This is a genomic window from Streptomyces sp. LBL (assembly GCF_029893585.1).
In the GTDB taxonomy this organism is placed as follows: Bacteria; Actinomycetota; Actinomycetes; order Streptomycetales; family Streptomycetaceae; genus Streptomyces.
In genome coordinates, this window is record NZ_JARXYX010000022.1 from 104,839 (window position 1) to 120,766 (window position 15,928).

Consider the following 15,928-nt stretch of genomic DNA (forward strand, 5'->3'; position numbering starts at 1 on the left):
CCACTCACCCCGCTCACCCCGCTCACCCCGCGCTCCCCGGACTGCGGTGGCCGAACTTCTTCAGGTCGGCCGAGCGGGTGCCGGCGGGCTGGAGGTCGGCGTAGGGGTGGAGGCGGGCGCCGGTGGTGCCGTTGGCCAGGGTGCGCCGCGGTTGGGCGGGGGTCGGGCGCGGGTGGCTCTCGCCGAGGAGCGCGAGGGCGGCCTCGGGGCCGTGGTCGCGGCGGGCGGCGGCGATCTCGTCCAGGTCCCAGGCCATGGTGCCGACGACGGTACGACGGGTGCCGCGCACCTGGACCGTGCCGCGCACCAGCAGCAGGCCGCTGTGGAAGACGGTGTGCGCGCAGGCAGGGTGGGAGTCCTCGAAGAAGGCCAGGTCGACCAGGCCGGAGCCGTCCTCCAGGGTGACGAAGATGATGCGCTTGCCGCTGGCGATCGGCGGGGTCTGGGTGGAGGCCCGTACCCCGGCGACCAGGACCTGCCGGCCGGCGCGCAGTCCGGCCAGGTGGGCCGCGTCGGTCGCGCCGATCTCGCGCAGCAGCCTGTGGTGGTGCTCCATCAGGTGCTTGGAGACGTCGATGCCGAGCGTGCTCAACTCGGCGCTCAGGGCCTCGCGTCCGGTCATCTCCGGCAGACCGCTCGGCTCAGCCCCTCCGACAGCACCTGTGTCGATGGGGAGTTGACCTGAACCTGCGGTCCGGTTGCGGGACTGCCGATGCAACTCGGCGATCTGGAGCAGGAGGTCACGTCGAGTGAGCCGGCCGTCGTGGAGACAGTTCAGGGCGCCGATCTCGGCGAGGCGTTCGGCGATCGGTCTGCTGGGGTGGGCCCGTTGCCAGAAGTCCGACAGTGATCCGTACGGCTGCCCCTCCTCGATCCGGGCGCACTCGTCCTCGCTGATGCCGTGCACCGCGGAGAGAGCAAGGCGTACACCCCACCGCTCGCCGTCGGTCTTCTCCACCGTGTGCTTCACCTGGGAGTGGTTGATGTCGACGGGCAGGACGGGGACATCGCGCCGACGGGCGTCGGAGACGAGGACGCGTTTGGGCCACATGCCGGGGTCGTGTTCGAGCAGGCCGGCCAGTAGGTAGGCCGGATGGTGCGCCTTGAGCCAGGCGCTCTGCAGGGCCGGTACGGCGAAGGCGACCGCGTGGGCACGGCAGAAGCCGTAGGCGCCGAAGGCCTCGACGGTCTTCCAGACCTCGTCCCGCACGGCCGCGTCGTAGCCACGTGCGCGTGCCAGTCCGTGGAACCAGTCTCTGATCTTCGGCAGCCGCTCCTTGTCGCCGAGCGCTCGCCGGGCGATCTCCGCCAGCGCGTAGTCGCAGCCGGTCATGACCGACAGGGTCTCGATGATCTGCTCGTGCCAGATGGTCACGCCGTAGGTGTCGGCGAGCACCGGCTCCAGGTCCGGATGGGCGTACGACGGTGTGCCGCCGTGGCGGGCGGCGATGTACCGCTCGGGCATGCCGCCGGCGACCGGGCCGGGGCGGAAGAGGCTGATGTCGGCGATGACGTCCTGCGGATCGCGTGGCTGCAGCCGGGACAGAAGATCTTGCTGGCCGGGTGACTCCAGCTGGAAGAGACCCAGGGTCTGACTCTCCTGGATGAGCTTGAAGGCGAAGACGTCGTCGAGTGGGACCTGCTGGGGGTCGTCGAGGTCGATGTGGTTGCCGGTGGTCCGTTCGATCTCGGCGACGGCATGGGCCATCGCGGACTGCATCCGCACCCCCAGGACGTCGAGTTTGATGTTGCCCAGCGCCTCGATCTCCTCCTTCGCCGCCATCGCCATGGGGTAGTCGCCCTGAGGGGTGGGCTGCACCGGCAACCGGTCCAGGAGGGTCGCGTCGCTGATGACCACTCCGCAGGGGTGCATGGCCATGCCGTGGACCAGGGAGTCGAGGCCCTCGGCGAGCTCCCACAGCGGTCCGTACCGGTCCGCCTCGGCCGCCAACTGCCGCAGTTCGGGCAGTTCGGCGAGGGCGCTGGTGATGTCCGAGGCGCGCAGGTGCGGGAAGCTCTTGGCGATCCGGTCGACGTCCGCGGGTGCGATGCCGAGAGCGAGGCCGGTGTCGCGCAGGGCCCGGCGGGCCCGGTAGGTCTCGGGCATCGCGGTGACCGCCACCCGTTCCTTGCCGAACCGTTCGAAGATCGTGTCGTAGCACTCCAGCCGTCGGGCGGATTCCACGTCGATGTCGATGTCGGGCAGCGAGGCCCGGCGCACGCTGAGGAAGCGTTCGAACAGCAGGCGGTGGTCGAGCGGGTTGGCGGTGGCAATGCCCAGCGCGTGGCAGACCATCGAGCCGGCGCCCGAGCCGCGGGCCGCGACCCTGATGCCCTTGGCCCGGATGTCGGCCACGACCTGGCCGACGGCGAGGAAGTACGAGTCGTAGTCCAGCTGGGAGATCACCCCGAGTTCTTCGTCCAGCCGGTCGAGCGCCGCTCGGTCCCGGTCCAGGCCCCGTCGGACCAGGCCGGCCTCGCATTGCCGGCGCAGCAGTCGTGCCGCTCCCCCTGCGGGCTCGGCGCCGAAGAGCGCGGGTTCCGGGAAGTGCCTCCTGCCCAGCCCCAGATCCGCTCCGGGGTCGACGGCGCACAGGGCTGCGGTGGCCGTGGTGTCCGCCACCAGGCGGCGGGCCCGCCGGGCATCCGCTCCGGCGCATTCGGCGACCAGCTGCGCGACGGCTGTCATCGCCGACTCTCCCTTGAGCCAGCGTTGCCCGCTGTCGAGGCTGCGCCGGTCGATGGGCCGCAGCAGCCGTGCGGCGTCCAGGACGTCGGCCAGGCGGTGCTGGTCGGGGTCGGCGTAGCGGACGGCGTTGGAGAGCACCGCGGTGGTGTGGGTGCGGTCGGCCAGCGCCAGGGTTCGGGCAGCCAGCCGGAGCGATCCAGGTCCAGTGCCGAAACGTTTGTGCACTACGGCTTCCAGCCTGACCCCCGTACCGAAGATCTCCTGCCACGGTGCCAGCAGCTTCATCGCTACGTCTTCACGGCCGGCCGCCAAGGCCCGCGCCGGCTCGGAGAGCGGCCCGAGCAGTACGGTCAGACCGGGGCCGCCGTACTCGCGCAGCGCCTCCCACGGCACCACCACCGGTGCCGCGCCGGACGCGGTACCGGCGTGGGCGGCCGACGTGATGCGGCACAGCCGCGCCCATCCTTCCCGGTTCTGCGCGAGCAGCGTGAACCGCAGTGGCGGCTCGACAACGTGCGCACCACCGCGCGCCGGGGTGCGGCGCCGCTGGGCGGGCGGCGGGGGCGCAAGGGCCTCCACTGCCAGGTCGACACCGAAGACCGGCCGGACCCCGGTTCCGGCGCATGCCTGCGCGAACCGCACGGCACCAGTGACCGTGTCACGGTCGGTGAGCGCGAGCGCCGTCACGCCCCGCTCGGCGGCCCGCAGGACGAGATGCTCGGGGTGGGCGGCGCCGTAGCGCTCGGAGTAACCGGACGCGACGTGCAGATGGGCGAAGCCCGCCATGTCGCACCTCCATCACTCCACCCCTTTTGAGCTATATGCCCGATAGGTTCATCGTACTCCCGTTCGATTACTCTAACCCCATCAGCCCCGGTCAGCGACATGATTCGAACACATCAGCGATTATTTGGCGAGGGGGCGATGACGGAGACAGGCGCCACCCCGTCAGTTCCTCAGGCAGGCGGAGCAGTTGGAGGAATGCACCTCCACGGGACGCCTCGCGCCACGGTGATTCAGCGCCTCAAGACGAGCGAACGAGTAACGACGTACAGGCCGAACGTCGCTTTCCGTAACGGGCGGACGGTGGCGTCGACCAAGGGGCGCACCGAAGATCGAGGTGGCGACGAGCAGCCCCGTGTGCGCGGGCCGGTGTCTGTACCGCGCCGGGTGCGCCCACTGGCGGCTACAGCACCGAGTCTCTACGACCCGGCAGCTCCCATCAGGCGGGCTTGACGGTGATGGTGCAGAGGCGCTTGGTGGCCCGGGTCAGGGCTACGTACAAGTCCCTTTCCCCACCGGGGCGGGCCGTGATGATTTCCTCGGGGTTCATGACGACGACCCCGTCGAATTCCAGGCCGCGTGCTTCGGACGCCGGCACGACGCGTGCGTGGTGAGCGATGCCCTGGGCCGTCAGCTCGCTCACCCTGGTGTCCGCGCAGATCACTCCCAGAAGCTCGCCCGGGTGCGCGGTGCTCTGGGCGCGGAGTTCCTGAACGACGGCGGTGACCAACCCGTCCGGAGGTGTGATCACGGTGCGAGGGCTCTCACCGCTTCGCAGTGACCGTGTGGGCTTCTGGTCCGGAGCGATCCGCGTGAGCAGGTCCCGGACGCTCTCCAGGATCTCCTGCGTGGTGCGGTAGCTGACGGTCAGGTTGTGCAGTGTGAACCGCGGTCCGACGTGGGGGCTCAGTGCTTCCTTCCAGTCGCGTGCTGTCGCGACCGGGCCTGCCTGGGCGAAGTCACCCACCAGCGTCATCGCCCTTGCCGGGCAGCGGCGGACGATCATCCGCCACTGCATGGCGGTCAGTTCCTGCGCCTCGTCGACGACGACGTGCCCGTACGTCCGCTCGGGAGGGCCGTCGACCAGGCTCGCCGCCTCGTCCAGCAACGGCACATCGGCATCGGTCCACGGGTCGTCCGGACCGCGCAGCAGAAGGGACCGTTCCTGCGCGGTCAGGCGGGGCAGGCGCTCGGCGAGAGCGCCGGCGTTCGTCAGGAGCGCCTTCACCAGGTCACCGGGTACCAGCCGCGGCCACAACACCTCGACCGCTCGGTCGACGCCGGCGTCGTCGAGGAGATCGGCTCGGATGGCGTCCAGGTCCAGCTCGTGGACCGGACCCGAGTCGGCCGCACCTTCGGCACGGCGCTGGGCGACTCCCGTGAACCGGTCGAGGTCCATGCCCGTCATCCTGGCGGCATCGGCGTCGATCTGCTCCAGGAGGTCACCCATGTCTCGTTGCATCGCGTCGGTGACGGCGTCGACCAAGAGCTCCCTGAACACCTGGCGCGCGGGGTTGTGCCCCGGTGCGGCTGCCACGGCGGCGTCGCGTGCCGTGGCGACTCCCTCGCCGGACAGGTGAACCAGTTCCTGTCCGACCCGCACGGTGAAGTCACCGGCGGGGGCTTGGTGGACGCGCAGCAGGCCGGCCAAGGCGTCGGCGAGGTCGGAGCTGCCCTTGAGACGCGCCGTATCGAACGGGTCCACCGTGTCCGTGGACACTCCGGCCAGTTCCCGGCAGGTCGCCAGAACGACGTCGTTCTCTCCGAGCGAGGGAAGGACCTGGGCGATGTAGTCGAGGAACCGGGCGTTCGGGCCCACCACCAGGACACCCTCCTCCGCGGCGCGCGGGAACGCGTACAGGACATAGGCCGCCCGATGCAGGGCGACCACCGTCTTGCCGGTGCCGGGCCCGCCCTGCACCACGGTCACCCCGCGGTGGGCGGAGCGGACGATCTCGTCCTGCTCGGCCTGCAGCGTCGCGACGGCCGCGTGCATCCTGCCCGTACGCCGTGCCGACAGAGCCTCGGTCAACGGGCCGTCCCCCACGACGTCCTCGTCGGTCGGGGCGGTCCCGTCCAGCAGTTCGTCGCTCACCGAGATGACCGTGCGCTCCTCGAGGCGCAGGTGCCGGCGCCGCCGCAGGTCCATCGGGTGGACCGGTGTCGCCTCGTAGAAGGGCCGCGCCGCGTTCGCGCGCCAGTCCACGAGCAGAGGCAGGTCATCCTCCTCCGTATGCAGTCCGATCCGCCCGATGCGCAGGGCCGTGCCGTCCGTCCAGTCGATGCGCCCGAAGACCAGCCCCTTTTCGGCGCCCTCCAGCCGGCCGATTTCCTTGGCCAGGCGCTCGGCGGCGATTTCTCTCTCGTATGCCTCACCGGCGCTTTCCGCCGGGGCCTTCAGCACACTCGCTCGGTGTACTCGCGCCTCGGAAAGCCGCTCGGTGAGCAACTCATATAAGGAGGACACATAATCCCGCTCCGATTCAACCGCACGCACAGCGGGATCATTCATTTTCGACAACAGGGGGCTCCTTCGATTCGAGCCACACCATACGGTCAAAGCTCCCTGAAGATAAGTCTTGACTTACTTGGTAAGCCATGACCCTACGACTGAATCCATGACGGCTGACCGTATGGCATATCATGCATTCCGCCGTTCCGTATATCGCCAATTGCGCTCCCGATGCCCGCCTGCCCGCCTGCCTTATGGCGAGCCCGCCCTTGGGTGCCGGCGATGTTCTGCCGCGCTCGGGAAAAGGGGGAAGGACACCGGAGCAGGATGATGGAGCGTCAAGAGGGGACCTTTCGTGATGTGGGCGGTGGAACGACCGGCGCGGTGCGGGGAGTCGGGCGGACGTCAGCCCTTGACGGCTCCGCCGGTCAGGCCCTTCATGACCTTCTGGTTGAGGAACAGGTAGATCACGAGCGTGCCGAAGACGTTGATGCAGATGGCCGCGGACAACGGACCGTACCCGGTGGCACCGAAGTCGCCGGTGAAGTTGAGCAGGCCGACCTGGACGGTGCGCAGGTCCTGGTTGTTGGCGAACGTCATTGCGATGAGCAGGTCGTTCCAGATGAAGAAGAACTGCACCAGGCCGATGGTGAGGATCGCGTTGCGGACCATCGGGACGCTGATGGTGCAGAAAGCGCGCAGGATGCCGGCGCCGTCGATGCTGGCCGCCTCGAACAGCTCGCGGGGCACGGTCTTGTAGTACGTGGCCATCATGAACACCGTGAGCGGCAGGCCGGTTCCGGTGCAGGCCAGTATCAGCGGCCACAGGGTGCCCGACAGGCCGGCCTGGAAATACACCGTGAACAGCGGCAGCAGGATCATCTGCGGGGACGCGCAGACCCGGCTTGTACATCGACAAGGTCCGATGGGACCGCCCGCACATCGACGGTGACTCCGGTACCCGAACAAGGGCGAGCCCCCGCACGGCAGTCGCGTGCGGGGGCTCGTTCACTTCTGGTCGCGGAGCTTCACGGTGGCGCGAGCCGGACTAGAAGACACTGACGCCGTAGGCGTTCAGGGCCTCCACGACCGGCTGGAAGAAGGTCGTACCGCCGGCGGAGCAGTCGCCGCTGCCGCCGGAGGTCAGGCCGTAGGCGACACCGTTGGTGCCGTAGAGCGAACCGCCGGAGTCGCCGGGCTCGGCGCAGACCGTGGTCTGGATCATGCCGTAGACGATGTCGCCGCCACCGTAGTTGACAGTCGCGTTGAGGGCGGTGACCCGGCCGCTGTGGATACCGGTGGTCGAACCGTTACGGGTGACGGTGGTGCCCACGCTGGGAGTACCGGCGCTGGTGATGTCCGTGTTGCCGGCGGTGCCGGACTTGGTGACCGACGAGTTGGTGTACCGGACCAGGCCGTAGTCGTTCGTCGGGAAGCTGGAGCCCGCCGTGGTGCCGAGCGTGGTGCTGTGGCCGGAGTTGGACCACCACGTGCCGGCGCCGTCGGTGCAGTGACCGGCGGTCAGGAAGTAGTTGGTGCCCGCGCTGTCACGGACGTTGAAGCCGAGGGAGCAGCGCCAGCTACTCGCATAGATGGCGTCGCCGCCCCCGATGTACTTCTGGAACTTGCCGTTCGTGCGCTTGATCGTCAGAGCGTCGGCGTCAGCGCCCGCCTGCTGCTTGATCTTCGCGATCTCGGCCTGGGAGACGGTGCTGTCGGCGGTGACGACGACGCGGTGGGTCTTGCTGTCGACGACCCAGGCGGTGCCCGGGATGTCGGCCTTGAGTACCGAGCTGCTCACGCCCTTGAGTTCGGAGGCGCTGAAGGTGGTGGGTGCGTCGGACGCGTTCGCGCTGGGGACCGCGATCGCGGCGGCGGCCACGAGGCCGGTGGTGACGGCGGTCAGCCGGGTCCGTCTCGAGATGCCACTGCGAGGGGTGGTGCGCTTGATCCTCACTTTTCGTTCCTCCACATGGGAAGTCGGGGGCCCTCGTGGGGTTCGGGCCCGTGAGGCGCAGCCAGAGCACCGGCCGTCCGGATTACAGACTCGCCGTGCCCCTGACAAGCGCTCTGGGGAATATTCGGCCGAACGGCCGGTCGACGCAAGGGCGCCTTTCGGCCGTCACCCTTTGCACCTGCGAGGGGAATCGGTCCTCTCCGGCCGACCGTCGACGCAGCGTGCGCTCCCCCGCCTCGACCGCGACGCTCAGGGTGTTCCCGGGCGGCGGGAAAGGGCAGATGAAGTGGTCGGCGAACGCGCACGGCGGCAGCAGCGCACGGTTGAGGTCGACCGTGGTGCGGCCCTCGGCGTCCGGCGCGGCGGGCCGCAGGAACCGGAACCGGTAGCTGCTGTCCCCGCTCGTGGCATCGCCGAAAACCGCCCACAGCGAGCCGTCGCCCTCGACCGTCACCTGGAGCGTCACCTCCTGCCCGGCCAGGGCAAATGACAGCTCCCCGCCGAGACCCAGGCCACGCGCCCGTCCGTCCGCGTTCTCCACGCGTACGGTGCGGTCCTCGTCGTACGGCGTGAAGCGCCCCGGCACCGACCAGCGCGGATCGTGGGACGTGGCCTCGATGCCCCGGAACGCCTCGCGCGCCGCATTCAGCTTCTCCCCACCGGGTCGGAGAGCCCGAGGTGCGAGCGCAAGGTGGCGCCCTGGTATTCCGTGCGGAACGCGCCGCGTTCCTGCAGCAGTGGCACGACCCGGTCCACGAACTCGTCCAGCCCGCCCGGGGTGAGGTGCGGGACGAGGATGAAGCCGTCGGCGGCGTCCCGCCGTACGAACTCGTCAAGTTCGGTGGCGACCGCTTCCGGCGTGCCGATGAAGGACTGCCGGGTGCTCGCCTCGATCACGGTCTCCCGGATCGACAGCCCCTTCTCCTTCGACAGCGCCCGCCACTTCTCCGCGATCGCCACGGTGTCGCCGTGCCGGGTGCGTCCCTGGGTGATCGACGGCTCCGGCACCGGGTCGGTCTCGGGGAGGGGTCCGTCCGGGTCGTACGAGGACAGGTCGACGCCCCAGATCTGCTCCAGCGTGAGGATCGCGTTCTGCGGGGAGACCTGCAGTCGGCGGATCTCGGAGGCCTTCTCCTGCGCCTCGGCGGCGGTGTCACCGAGGACGACGGTGACCCCGGGCATTATCTTCAGGCCGTCGGGGCCGCGGCCGTACTTCTCCAGCCGCTTCTTCACGTCTGCGTAGAAGGCGCGTCCGGCCTCCAGGGTGCCATGCCGGGTGAAGATCACGTCGGCGGTGGCGGCGGCGAACTCCCGCCCCTCGTCCGAGTCCCCCGCCTGGATCACGACCGGGTGCCCCTGCGGAGAGCGCGGCACGGTGGACTCGCCGGTGATGTCGAAGTGCCGCCCGCGGTGCGCGAAGGGGCGGGAGACGCCGTCCGCTGTCCAGGAGTCCCACAACTGCCGTGCCACAGTGACGAATTCGGCGGCGCGTGTGTATCGGTCGGCCCGGTCCAGGTATCGGCCGCGCCGGAAGTTCTCGCCGGTGAAGGCGTCCGAGGAGGTCACCACGTTCCAGGCCGCCCGGCCGCCGCTGAGGTGATCCAGGGTGGTGAGTCTGCGGGCCAGGTCGTACGGCTCGTTGAAGGTGGCGTTGACCGTGGCGGCGAGGCCGATCCGGTCGGTGACGGCGGCCAGCGCGTTGAGCACCGTCAGGGACTCGGGCCGCCCCACCACGTCCAGGTCGTGGATACGGCCCTTGTGTTCGCGCAGCCGCAGCCCCTCGGCGAGGAAGAAGAAGTCGAACAGGCCACGCTCGGCGGTGCGGGCGAGCTGCTCGAAGGAGGAGAACTCGATCTGCGACTTCGCGCGCGGATCGGCCCACACCGTCGTGTTGTTGACGCCGGGGAAGTGCGCGGCGAGGTGAAGTTCCTTACGGCGTACGGTCATGACGCTCCCCCTGTCACGGCGTACTGGTTGACGGGCCGGGCCAGGCCCAGGTGCTCCCGGAGCGTGCTGCCCGGGTAGAAGGTGCGGAACAGGCCCCGGTGTTGCAGCAGCGCCACCGTGCCGTTGACGAGCCGCTCCAGGTCCCGGCGGGGCTCGGCGGGCGTGAGGTGGAAGCCGTCGACGGTGCCGTCCGTGTACCAGGCGGTGATCAGCTCGGCGAGGTCGACAGGACCGCCCCGGTACAGCGGGCCCTGCGCGCTCTGCCGGGGGCCGCCCCCGCCGTGGCCCGGTTCGGCCGCGCGCTCCCCGTCCCCGAGGTCGACGACGAGACTCGCGAGGACACACAGGTCGTCGGGGTCGCGCCCGAACTCCCGGGCACCTTCCCGTACCTGATCCCGTACGGCGGCGGCCTGCACGGCGCTCACGGCCCGTACGAGTACCACGTCGGCGTACTCGGCGGCCGTCCGCCGGGCGGGTCCCTCGGTGGCGTCGACCACGCGGACCGGGTGGCCCTGGGGCGGGCGGGGCACGATCGACGGTCCCTTGACCGAGAAGGCGGAGCCGGTGAAGTCGACGTGGTGCAGCTTGTCGCGGTCGATGAAACGGCCGGTCGCCTCGTGCCGTATCTCGGCGTCGTCCTCCCAGCTGTCCCACAACTTCGAGGCCACGTCGGCGACTTCACCGGCCTCCTGCCAGAGCGCGTCGGCGGGAGCGGCAGGCCGGCGGCCGAAGAGACGGGCCTCGCCCTCGCTGGTCGACACGTCGATCCGCCAGCCGGCCCGGCCGCGGCTGACCCAGTCGAGCGTGGCGACGGCGGCCTGGACGTGGAAGGGCTCGGTGTGGGTGGTGGTGACGGTGGGGACCAGCCCGATCCTGCTGGTGGCCGGCGCCACCCGGGACAGGACGGCGAGCGCGTCGGGGCCCGGGCGGGCGAAGGTGTCGTCCAGGGTCACGAAGTCGAGGCCGCCGCGTTCGGCGAGCCGGGCCAGAGCGACGTAGGAGTCGGCGTCGTACACCGCCTGCTGGTCGACGGCGGCGGCCAGGTGCAGCATGCCCCGGCCGTGCGATGCGGTCATGTGGGAAACCTTTCTGCGGTGAGCCGCGGGGCTCACAGCACCTTGGAGAGGAAGGCCCGGGTGCGCTCGTGGCGCGGGGCGTCGAGGACGTCGGCGGGCGGGCCCTGCTCGACGATCCGTCCGTCGTCCATGAACACCACCGTGTCGGCGACCTCGCGGGCGAAGCCGATCTCATGGGTGACGACGATCATCGTGGTGCCCTGGTGGGCCAGGTCCTTGATGACGTCGAGGACTTCACCGACCAGCTCGGGGTCGAGCGCGGAGGTCGGTTCGTCGAAGAGCAGCAGCCGGGGCTCCAGCGCGAGCGCCCGGGCGATCGCCACCCGCTGTTGCTGGCCTCCGGAGAGCTGCCTCGGGTAGGTGTCCGCCTTGTCGGCGAGCCCGACCCGGTCGAGCAGCCGGCGGGCGCTCTCGACGGCCTCCTTGCGGGGCCGCTTCCGCGCGGACACCGGCGCCTCGATGATGTTGTCCAGCACGGTCAGGTGCGGGAAGAGGTTGAAGTTCTGGAAGACGAAGCCGATGCGCGTGCGCTGCCGCAGCACCTCGCGCTCAGGCAGCTCGTACAGCTTGTCGCCGGAGCGCCGGTAGCCGACCAGTGCCCCGTCGACGCTGATCGCGCCCCGGTCCACCTTCTCCAGGTGGTTGATGGTGCGCAGCAGCGTGGACTTGCCGGACCCGGACGGGCCCAGGACCACGGTGACCTCGCCGGCCCGCACGGCGAGGTCGACGCCCTTGAGCACTTCCAGCGAGCCGAAACTCTTGTGGACGGACCTGATGTCGACCATGACGCTCATCGCGGAGATTCCCTGTCGTAAGAAGTGTCGTGAGACGTGTCGTGCAAAGCGCTGTGAGAAGTTCCGTGAGACGTAGGGGGTCAGGCGGCCGCGCAACCGGCGAGCTCGCGCAGGAACAGCAGTGCCGCCCGGGCGGTCGCGTCGTTCTGCCGGAACGCGGGCCCGCCGGTGCGCGGCCGGGTGAACGCGCCGGGGGTACGGCTGTCGGTGTACGGACCGAGCGCGAAGCGCCGGGGATGCGGCCGTCCGGCCCGGTCGAGGACCCGCCCGTCGGCGGGGTCCACCCGGAGCAGCCCCTCCGGTGTCTCGGCCGCCCCGTCGGCGTGCAACTCGCGCAACAGCGGATCGCGGGCCCGTCCGACCGTCGGCTCGGGCAGCCGTGCCTCGACCAGCGCGCGGGCCTCGACGGAGCACCCCGGCACGGTGGCGCTCGACGCCCGGAACACCCCGTCCTCGGCGACGACGGTCAGGCCGGCGCCGAGGAACTTCAGGACGCCCGCCCGGGACAGGGCCAGCATCTGCCGCAGCCGGGGTCCGGGCGGCCCGGAGGCCAGACAGCTGAAGAAGCCGTGCCACCAGGGGCCGATGTCCCCGAGCCTGACCAGCTGCCCGTAGACGGACAGCAGCCCGAGGAAGACCGCCAGGTCAGGGCTGTACGCGCGATCGTGACGGCGCCCGAGATCGCCCTCGACATAGCCGCGCAGCCCCTCCTGGAACTCCTCGAAGGAGCCGTACCGCACCCCCTCCAACGGGCGGTCCAGCGCGGCGAGGTCGAGCCGGTCGGCGGGGTCGGGCACGGCGGACGCGACAAGGTCCGCCCGCCCTGACGGGTCGCCCTCGGCCGCGTACTTCTCCTCGAAGACGCTCCAGTCGACGGCCGTCCGCTCGGGATGGACCGTGAACAGCCGGTGGTAGTGCGCGAAGCCCAGCTCCTTCTCCACCAGCGGCCACACGTCCCGCCGGAAGTCGAAGCCCTCCGGCCGGGCGAGCAGCGCGTCGACCTCGGCGGGCCCGAAGAACCGGGGCAGAGGCGGCCGTTCACCGGTCCAGTCGTAGCCGATCTTCGCGTGGTACGGCACTCCGCGCCGCGAACCGACGTACAGCACCGGCTCCCGTCCCGAAGGCACGTACGTGTCCCCGTCGTAGCGTCCGCCCCGGCCCTCGGTGAGCAGCACCATCAGGTCGACGAAGGCCAGCCCGAAGCCGCGGACGAGGACGGGTTCGCCGGGCGCGAGCGGGGACAGGTCACTGTCGGCGGTGAAGTCCGGCGGGAGGTGGACGAGCCCGTGCTCGCCGGCGTACGCGGCCAACTGCCCCTGTTCCTGGTCGAGTTCGGCGTCGAGGTGGCCGAGGGCGAGCACCACGAGGTCGGCCAGGAGCGGACGTGGCCGGTCCTCCAGCCACACCTGCTGGCGGCCCTCGCGGGGGCCGGACACGCGCAGGGCGCGGCGCGGGTGATGGTGGACCGTGACGGACGGGGGCAGGGCGGCGACGGCCCGCTCGTAAAACCACCGCAGGTAGGTGCCCTGGAGTTGCCGGTCCGCGAAGGTGCGGCCGTCGATGCCGGCCCACTCGTGCAGCGTGGGGCCCTCGGCGACGGGACCGGCCATGGCGACCGTCTCGTCGGTGAACATGGTGACGTCCTCGGCATGCGAGTTCATCCACAGCAGCGGTGACTGGGCCGCGCGCCAGATGCGTCCGGCGCCCGGCGGATGCGGATCGACGAGATGGAGGTCGAGGCCCGAACCGGCGTACAGCTCGGAGGCGTTGGCGGCGATCCGCTCGATCAGACCGATCCCCCGCGGCCCGGCACCGACGATCACGACAGAGGGCCTGTGCGCACTCATCGGGCACGCTCCGAGCCGCGCGCGTAGTGCTTCTCGACGTAGTACTGGCCGAGGCTGAGCACCGAGGTGACGACGGTGTACCAGACGGTCGCGACCATCAGCAGCGGGATGACCTGGTAGGTGCGGTGGTACACGAGCTGCACCGAGTAGAGCAGGTCCTGGACCGCGATGACGCTGACGATGGAGGTGCCCTTGAGGGTGCCGATCAGCATGTTCCCGGCCGGCGGCACGATCGAGCGCATCGCCTGCGGCAGCACGATCCGCCGCCAGCGCCGCCACCGGCTCAGCCCGAGTGCCTGCGCGGCCTCGATCTGCCCGCGGTCCACGGAGAGGATGCCACCGCGCACCACCTCCGCGGCGTACGCGGCCTCGTGCAGGGTCAGGCCGATGATCGCGACGGTGACCGGTCCGAGCAGGTCGACCGTCTTCACGCCGAGGATCTGCGGGTACAGCGCCCCGATGTTGAACCACAGCAGCAGCTGCACCAGGATCGGGATCGACCGGAACAGCCAGACGTATCCCCAACTGATGCTTCTCAGCACGGGGTTGGTGGACAGCCGGGCCGCGGCGAGCAAAGTGCCCAGCACGAAGCCGAGCACCATGACGACCGCGGTCAGCCAGAGGGTGAGCCACAGACCGCGCAGTACGGCGTCCGAGGTGAAGTAGTCGGCGACCACGCCCCACTGGAACGCCTTGTTGCGCAGCACCGAGTTGACGACGAGGGCGAGCAGTGCCAGCACCACGACGGCGGCCGTCCACTGGCCGGGACGGCGCTGCGGGACGATCCTCAGAGAGTCCGCGTTTTCCGGTATGTCCGGGGCGGCGGGGGCTTTGGCGAGGGTGTCGGAGGACATGGAAGGCTCCGTGACATCGAGTTGGTCGAACTCGGATGGATGCCTTCACACGGGTGCACGCCACAGACCTGCGGCACGGGTGCGGCCGAGCCCCTCAGCAGGGCCGCCCTGTGAGAGTACGGGTGCGTTTCCCCTCGCTGTCAAGGCTGTCCACACTGTGAGCCGTACGTCTCAAGTCGGTTGACGCACCACCGAATGCCTGTTCCACTTGGCCCATGCATCCACAGCAGTGGCTGGTCAAGCGCTCCCACATCGACTTCGGTCGCGTGTGGTCCTCTTCCTGTTGAGCTGACCCACTGCGCGCCCTGATCTCTCAGGGCGCCTTTCGCGTTCTCCCCCTTCGCCTTCACACGCGCACACCTCCCCTCGCGCTGTTCTCCCCTCGCGCTGTTCTCCCGTCACGTTTCCCCCTCGCGCTTGCCTCCCCCTCGCGCTTGCCTCCCTCTTGCGCTTGCCTCCCTCTTGCTCTCAGGAGACCGCACACGATGCGTACGCCTACGCGCGCCCGAAATAAGCTTATTGCTCCCTTCGTTCCCATCACCACGGCGGCTCTGCTCCTCACCGCGTGCGGCTCCGGCTCGGACGACACCGTCAGCGCCGCGGCGCAGGCCGACAAGATCCCCACCACGGACGTCGTGTCCGCCCTCAAGAAGGACGAGGCGGCCGCGAAGCTGCTGCCCTCCGGCACCACGGACCTCACGATCGCCGTCAGCGTCTCCGGCCAGCCGCCCGGCACCTCGATCCTGGACGACGGAAAGACCCTGGCCGGCCAGGACGTCGACTTCGCGAACGCGGTCGCCAAGGTCCTCGGCATCACGCTGAGGACCGAGCAGGCGAGCTTCGAGGCGATCCTGCCGGCCCTGGACAGCGGCAAGTACGACCTGGGCGTCGGCAACTTCGGCGTGACCGACGAGCGCCGCAAGGCCATCGACTTCGTCACCTACATCAACGACGGCCAGGGCTTCGCCACCCGCGAGGACAGCAAGCTGACCAAGGTCACCGACCTGAAGCAGTTGTGCGGCCTGAACGTCGCCACCGGCGCGGGCACCACCTTCGAGGCCACACTGGAGGAGAACAAGCGTCTCTGCACCGACGCGGGCAAGAAGGCCTACAAGGTGCAGACCTACAACGAACAGGGCGCGATCTGGTCCTCGCTCCAGCAGGGTCGGAGCGACATCGTGATGTCCACGATCAACGGCCTGCGCTACTCCGTCGCCCACCAGCAGGGCGTCACGTTCCTCAACGAGTTCCACCGCCTCGACGTCGGCTTCGCCTTCCAGAAGGGCAGTCGGCTGACCCCCGCCTTCCAGGCCGCGGTGAACAAGCTGATCGCCGACGGCACCTACGCCAGGATCCTGAAGAAGTGGGGGACGACGGGCTCGGCCATCACCAAGTCCGAGATCTCGCCTCCGGAATTGAGGACCCCCTAGCGGCGCGCGGGCGGTGTCGATGTGCGGCTCGGCCCCGTGGGCGTGGGCCACCACCACGTGGCCGCCCGCCTGCAGCCGCCCGCCTATAGCTCTGTCTGT

The 15,928-nt window shown here is 70.0% G+C and carries 10 protein-coding genes and 1 pseudogene; 1 reads left to right on the forward strand and 10 read right to left on the reverse strand.

The genetic code is table 11. The annotated features are described in order from the left end of the window. Positions 1-22: 22 nt before the first annotated feature. From dnaE to M2271_RS25885, 10 genes and pseudogenes are all read right to left on the reverse strand, one after another. Positions 23-3,475, reverse strand: coding sequence for a DNA polymerase III subunit alpha (gene dnaE, locus M2271_RS25840; RefSeq protein ID WP_280889719.1), 3,453 nt, complete (start codon positions 3,473-3,475; stop codon positions 23-25). 436 nt (positions 3,476-3,911) lie between these two features. After that, a complete protein-coding gene (locus M2271_RS25845; RefSeq protein WP_280889720.1) occupies positions 3,912-5,939 on the reverse strand; it encodes an AAA family ATPase in 2,028 nt (675 codons plus the stop codon). A gap of 390 nt (positions 5,940-6,329) precedes the next feature. Then, positions 6,330-6,806 (reverse strand): carbohydrate ABC transporter permease, encoded by a 477-nt coding sequence (locus tag M2271_RS25850; RefSeq protein WP_280889721.1) that lies wholly within the window; start codon positions 6,804-6,806, stop codon positions 6,330-6,332. Between the two features lie 166 nt (positions 6,807-6,972). Continuing rightward, positions 6,973-7,881 (reverse strand): S1 family peptidase, encoded by a 909-nt coding sequence (locus tag M2271_RS25855; RefSeq protein WP_280889722.1) that lies wholly within the window; start codon positions 7,879-7,881, stop codon positions 6,973-6,975. Between the two features lie 82 nt (positions 7,882-7,963). Next, a pseudogene (locus tag M2271_RS25860) lies at positions 7,964-8,527 on the reverse strand (DUF1684 domain-containing protein); the annotation flags it as partial. Further along, complete coding sequence (locus M2271_RS25865) at positions 8,527-9,828, reverse strand: NtaA/DmoA family FMN-dependent monooxygenase (RefSeq protein WP_280889723.1); 1,302 nt, start codon at positions 9,826-9,828, stop codon at positions 8,527-8,529. The gene M2271_RS25865 and the pseudogene M2271_RS25860, both read right to left, overlap by 1 nt. Continuing rightward, positions 9,825-10,904, reverse strand: coding sequence for an LLM class flavin-dependent oxidoreductase (locus M2271_RS25870; protein WP_280889724.1), 1,080 nt, complete (start codon positions 10,902-10,904; stop codon positions 9,825-9,827). The genes M2271_RS25865 and M2271_RS25870 overlap by 4 nt, the downstream gene beginning before the upstream one ends. Before the next feature lie 32 nt (positions 10,905-10,936). Further along, positions 10,937-11,698 carry an amino acid ABC transporter ATP-binding protein gene (locus M2271_RS25875; protein WP_280889725.1) on the reverse strand — a complete coding sequence of 254 codons (762 nt, stop codon included), beginning with the start codon at positions 11,696-11,698 and terminating at the stop codon, positions 10,937-10,939. 80 nt (positions 11,699-11,778) lie between these two features. Then, on the reverse strand, positions 11,779-13,545 hold the full coding sequence (locus M2271_RS25880; RefSeq protein WP_280889726.1) for an FAD/NAD(P)-binding protein: 1,767 nt from the start codon (positions 13,543-13,545) through the stop codon (positions 11,779-11,781). Then, on the reverse strand, positions 13,542-14,399 hold the full coding sequence (locus tag M2271_RS25885) for an amino acid ABC transporter permease (protein ID WP_280889727.1): 858 nt from the start codon (positions 14,397-14,399) through the stop codon (positions 13,542-13,544). The genes M2271_RS25880 and M2271_RS25885 overlap by 4 nt, the downstream gene beginning before the upstream one ends. A gap of 485 nt (positions 14,400-14,884) precedes the next feature. On the opposite strand from M2271_RS25885, the gene M2271_RS25890 reads away from it, so the two are divergent. After that, positions 14,885-15,829: an ABC transporter substrate-binding protein gene (locus M2271_RS25890; RefSeq protein WP_280889728.1), complete on the forward strand. Its 945-nt coding sequence runs from the start codon at positions 14,885-14,887 to the stop codon at positions 15,827-15,829. Positions 15,830-15,928: the final 99 nt, after the last annotated feature.

Excerpts from the sequence above, each read along its gene's own strand:
- M2271_RS25890 (WP_280889728.1), top strand. The coding sequence starts at position 14,885 with ATGCGTACGCCTACGCGCGCCCGAAATAAGCTTATTGCTCCCTTCGTT.
- M2271_RS25885 (WP_280889727.1), bottom strand. The coding sequence starts at position 14,399 with ATGTCCTCCGACACCCTCGCCAAAGCCCCCGCCGCCCCGGACATACCG.
- M2271_RS25865 (WP_280889723.1), bottom strand. The coding sequence starts at position 9,828 with ATGACCGTACGCCGTAAGGAACTTCACCTCGCCGCGCACTTCCCCGGC.
- M2271_RS25875 (WP_280889725.1), bottom strand. The coding sequence starts at position 11,698 with ATGAGCGTCATGGTCGACATCAGGTCCGTCCACAAGAGTTTCGGCTCG.
- M2271_RS25880 (WP_280889726.1), bottom strand. The coding sequence starts at position 13,545 with ATGAGTGCGCACAGGCCCTCTGTCGTGATCGTCGGTGCCGGGCCGCGG.
- dnaE (WP_280889719.1), bottom strand. The coding sequence starts at position 3,475 with ATGGCGGGCTTCGCCCATCTGCACGTCGCGTCCGGTTACTCCGAGCGC.
- M2271_RS25850 (WP_280889721.1), bottom strand. The coding sequence starts at position 6,806 with ATGATCCTGCTGCCGCTGTTCACGGTGTATTTCCAGGCCGGCCTGTCG.
- M2271_RS25870 (WP_280889724.1), bottom strand. The coding sequence starts at position 10,904 with ATGACCGCATCGCACGGCCGGGGCATGCTGCACCTGGCCGCCGCCGTC.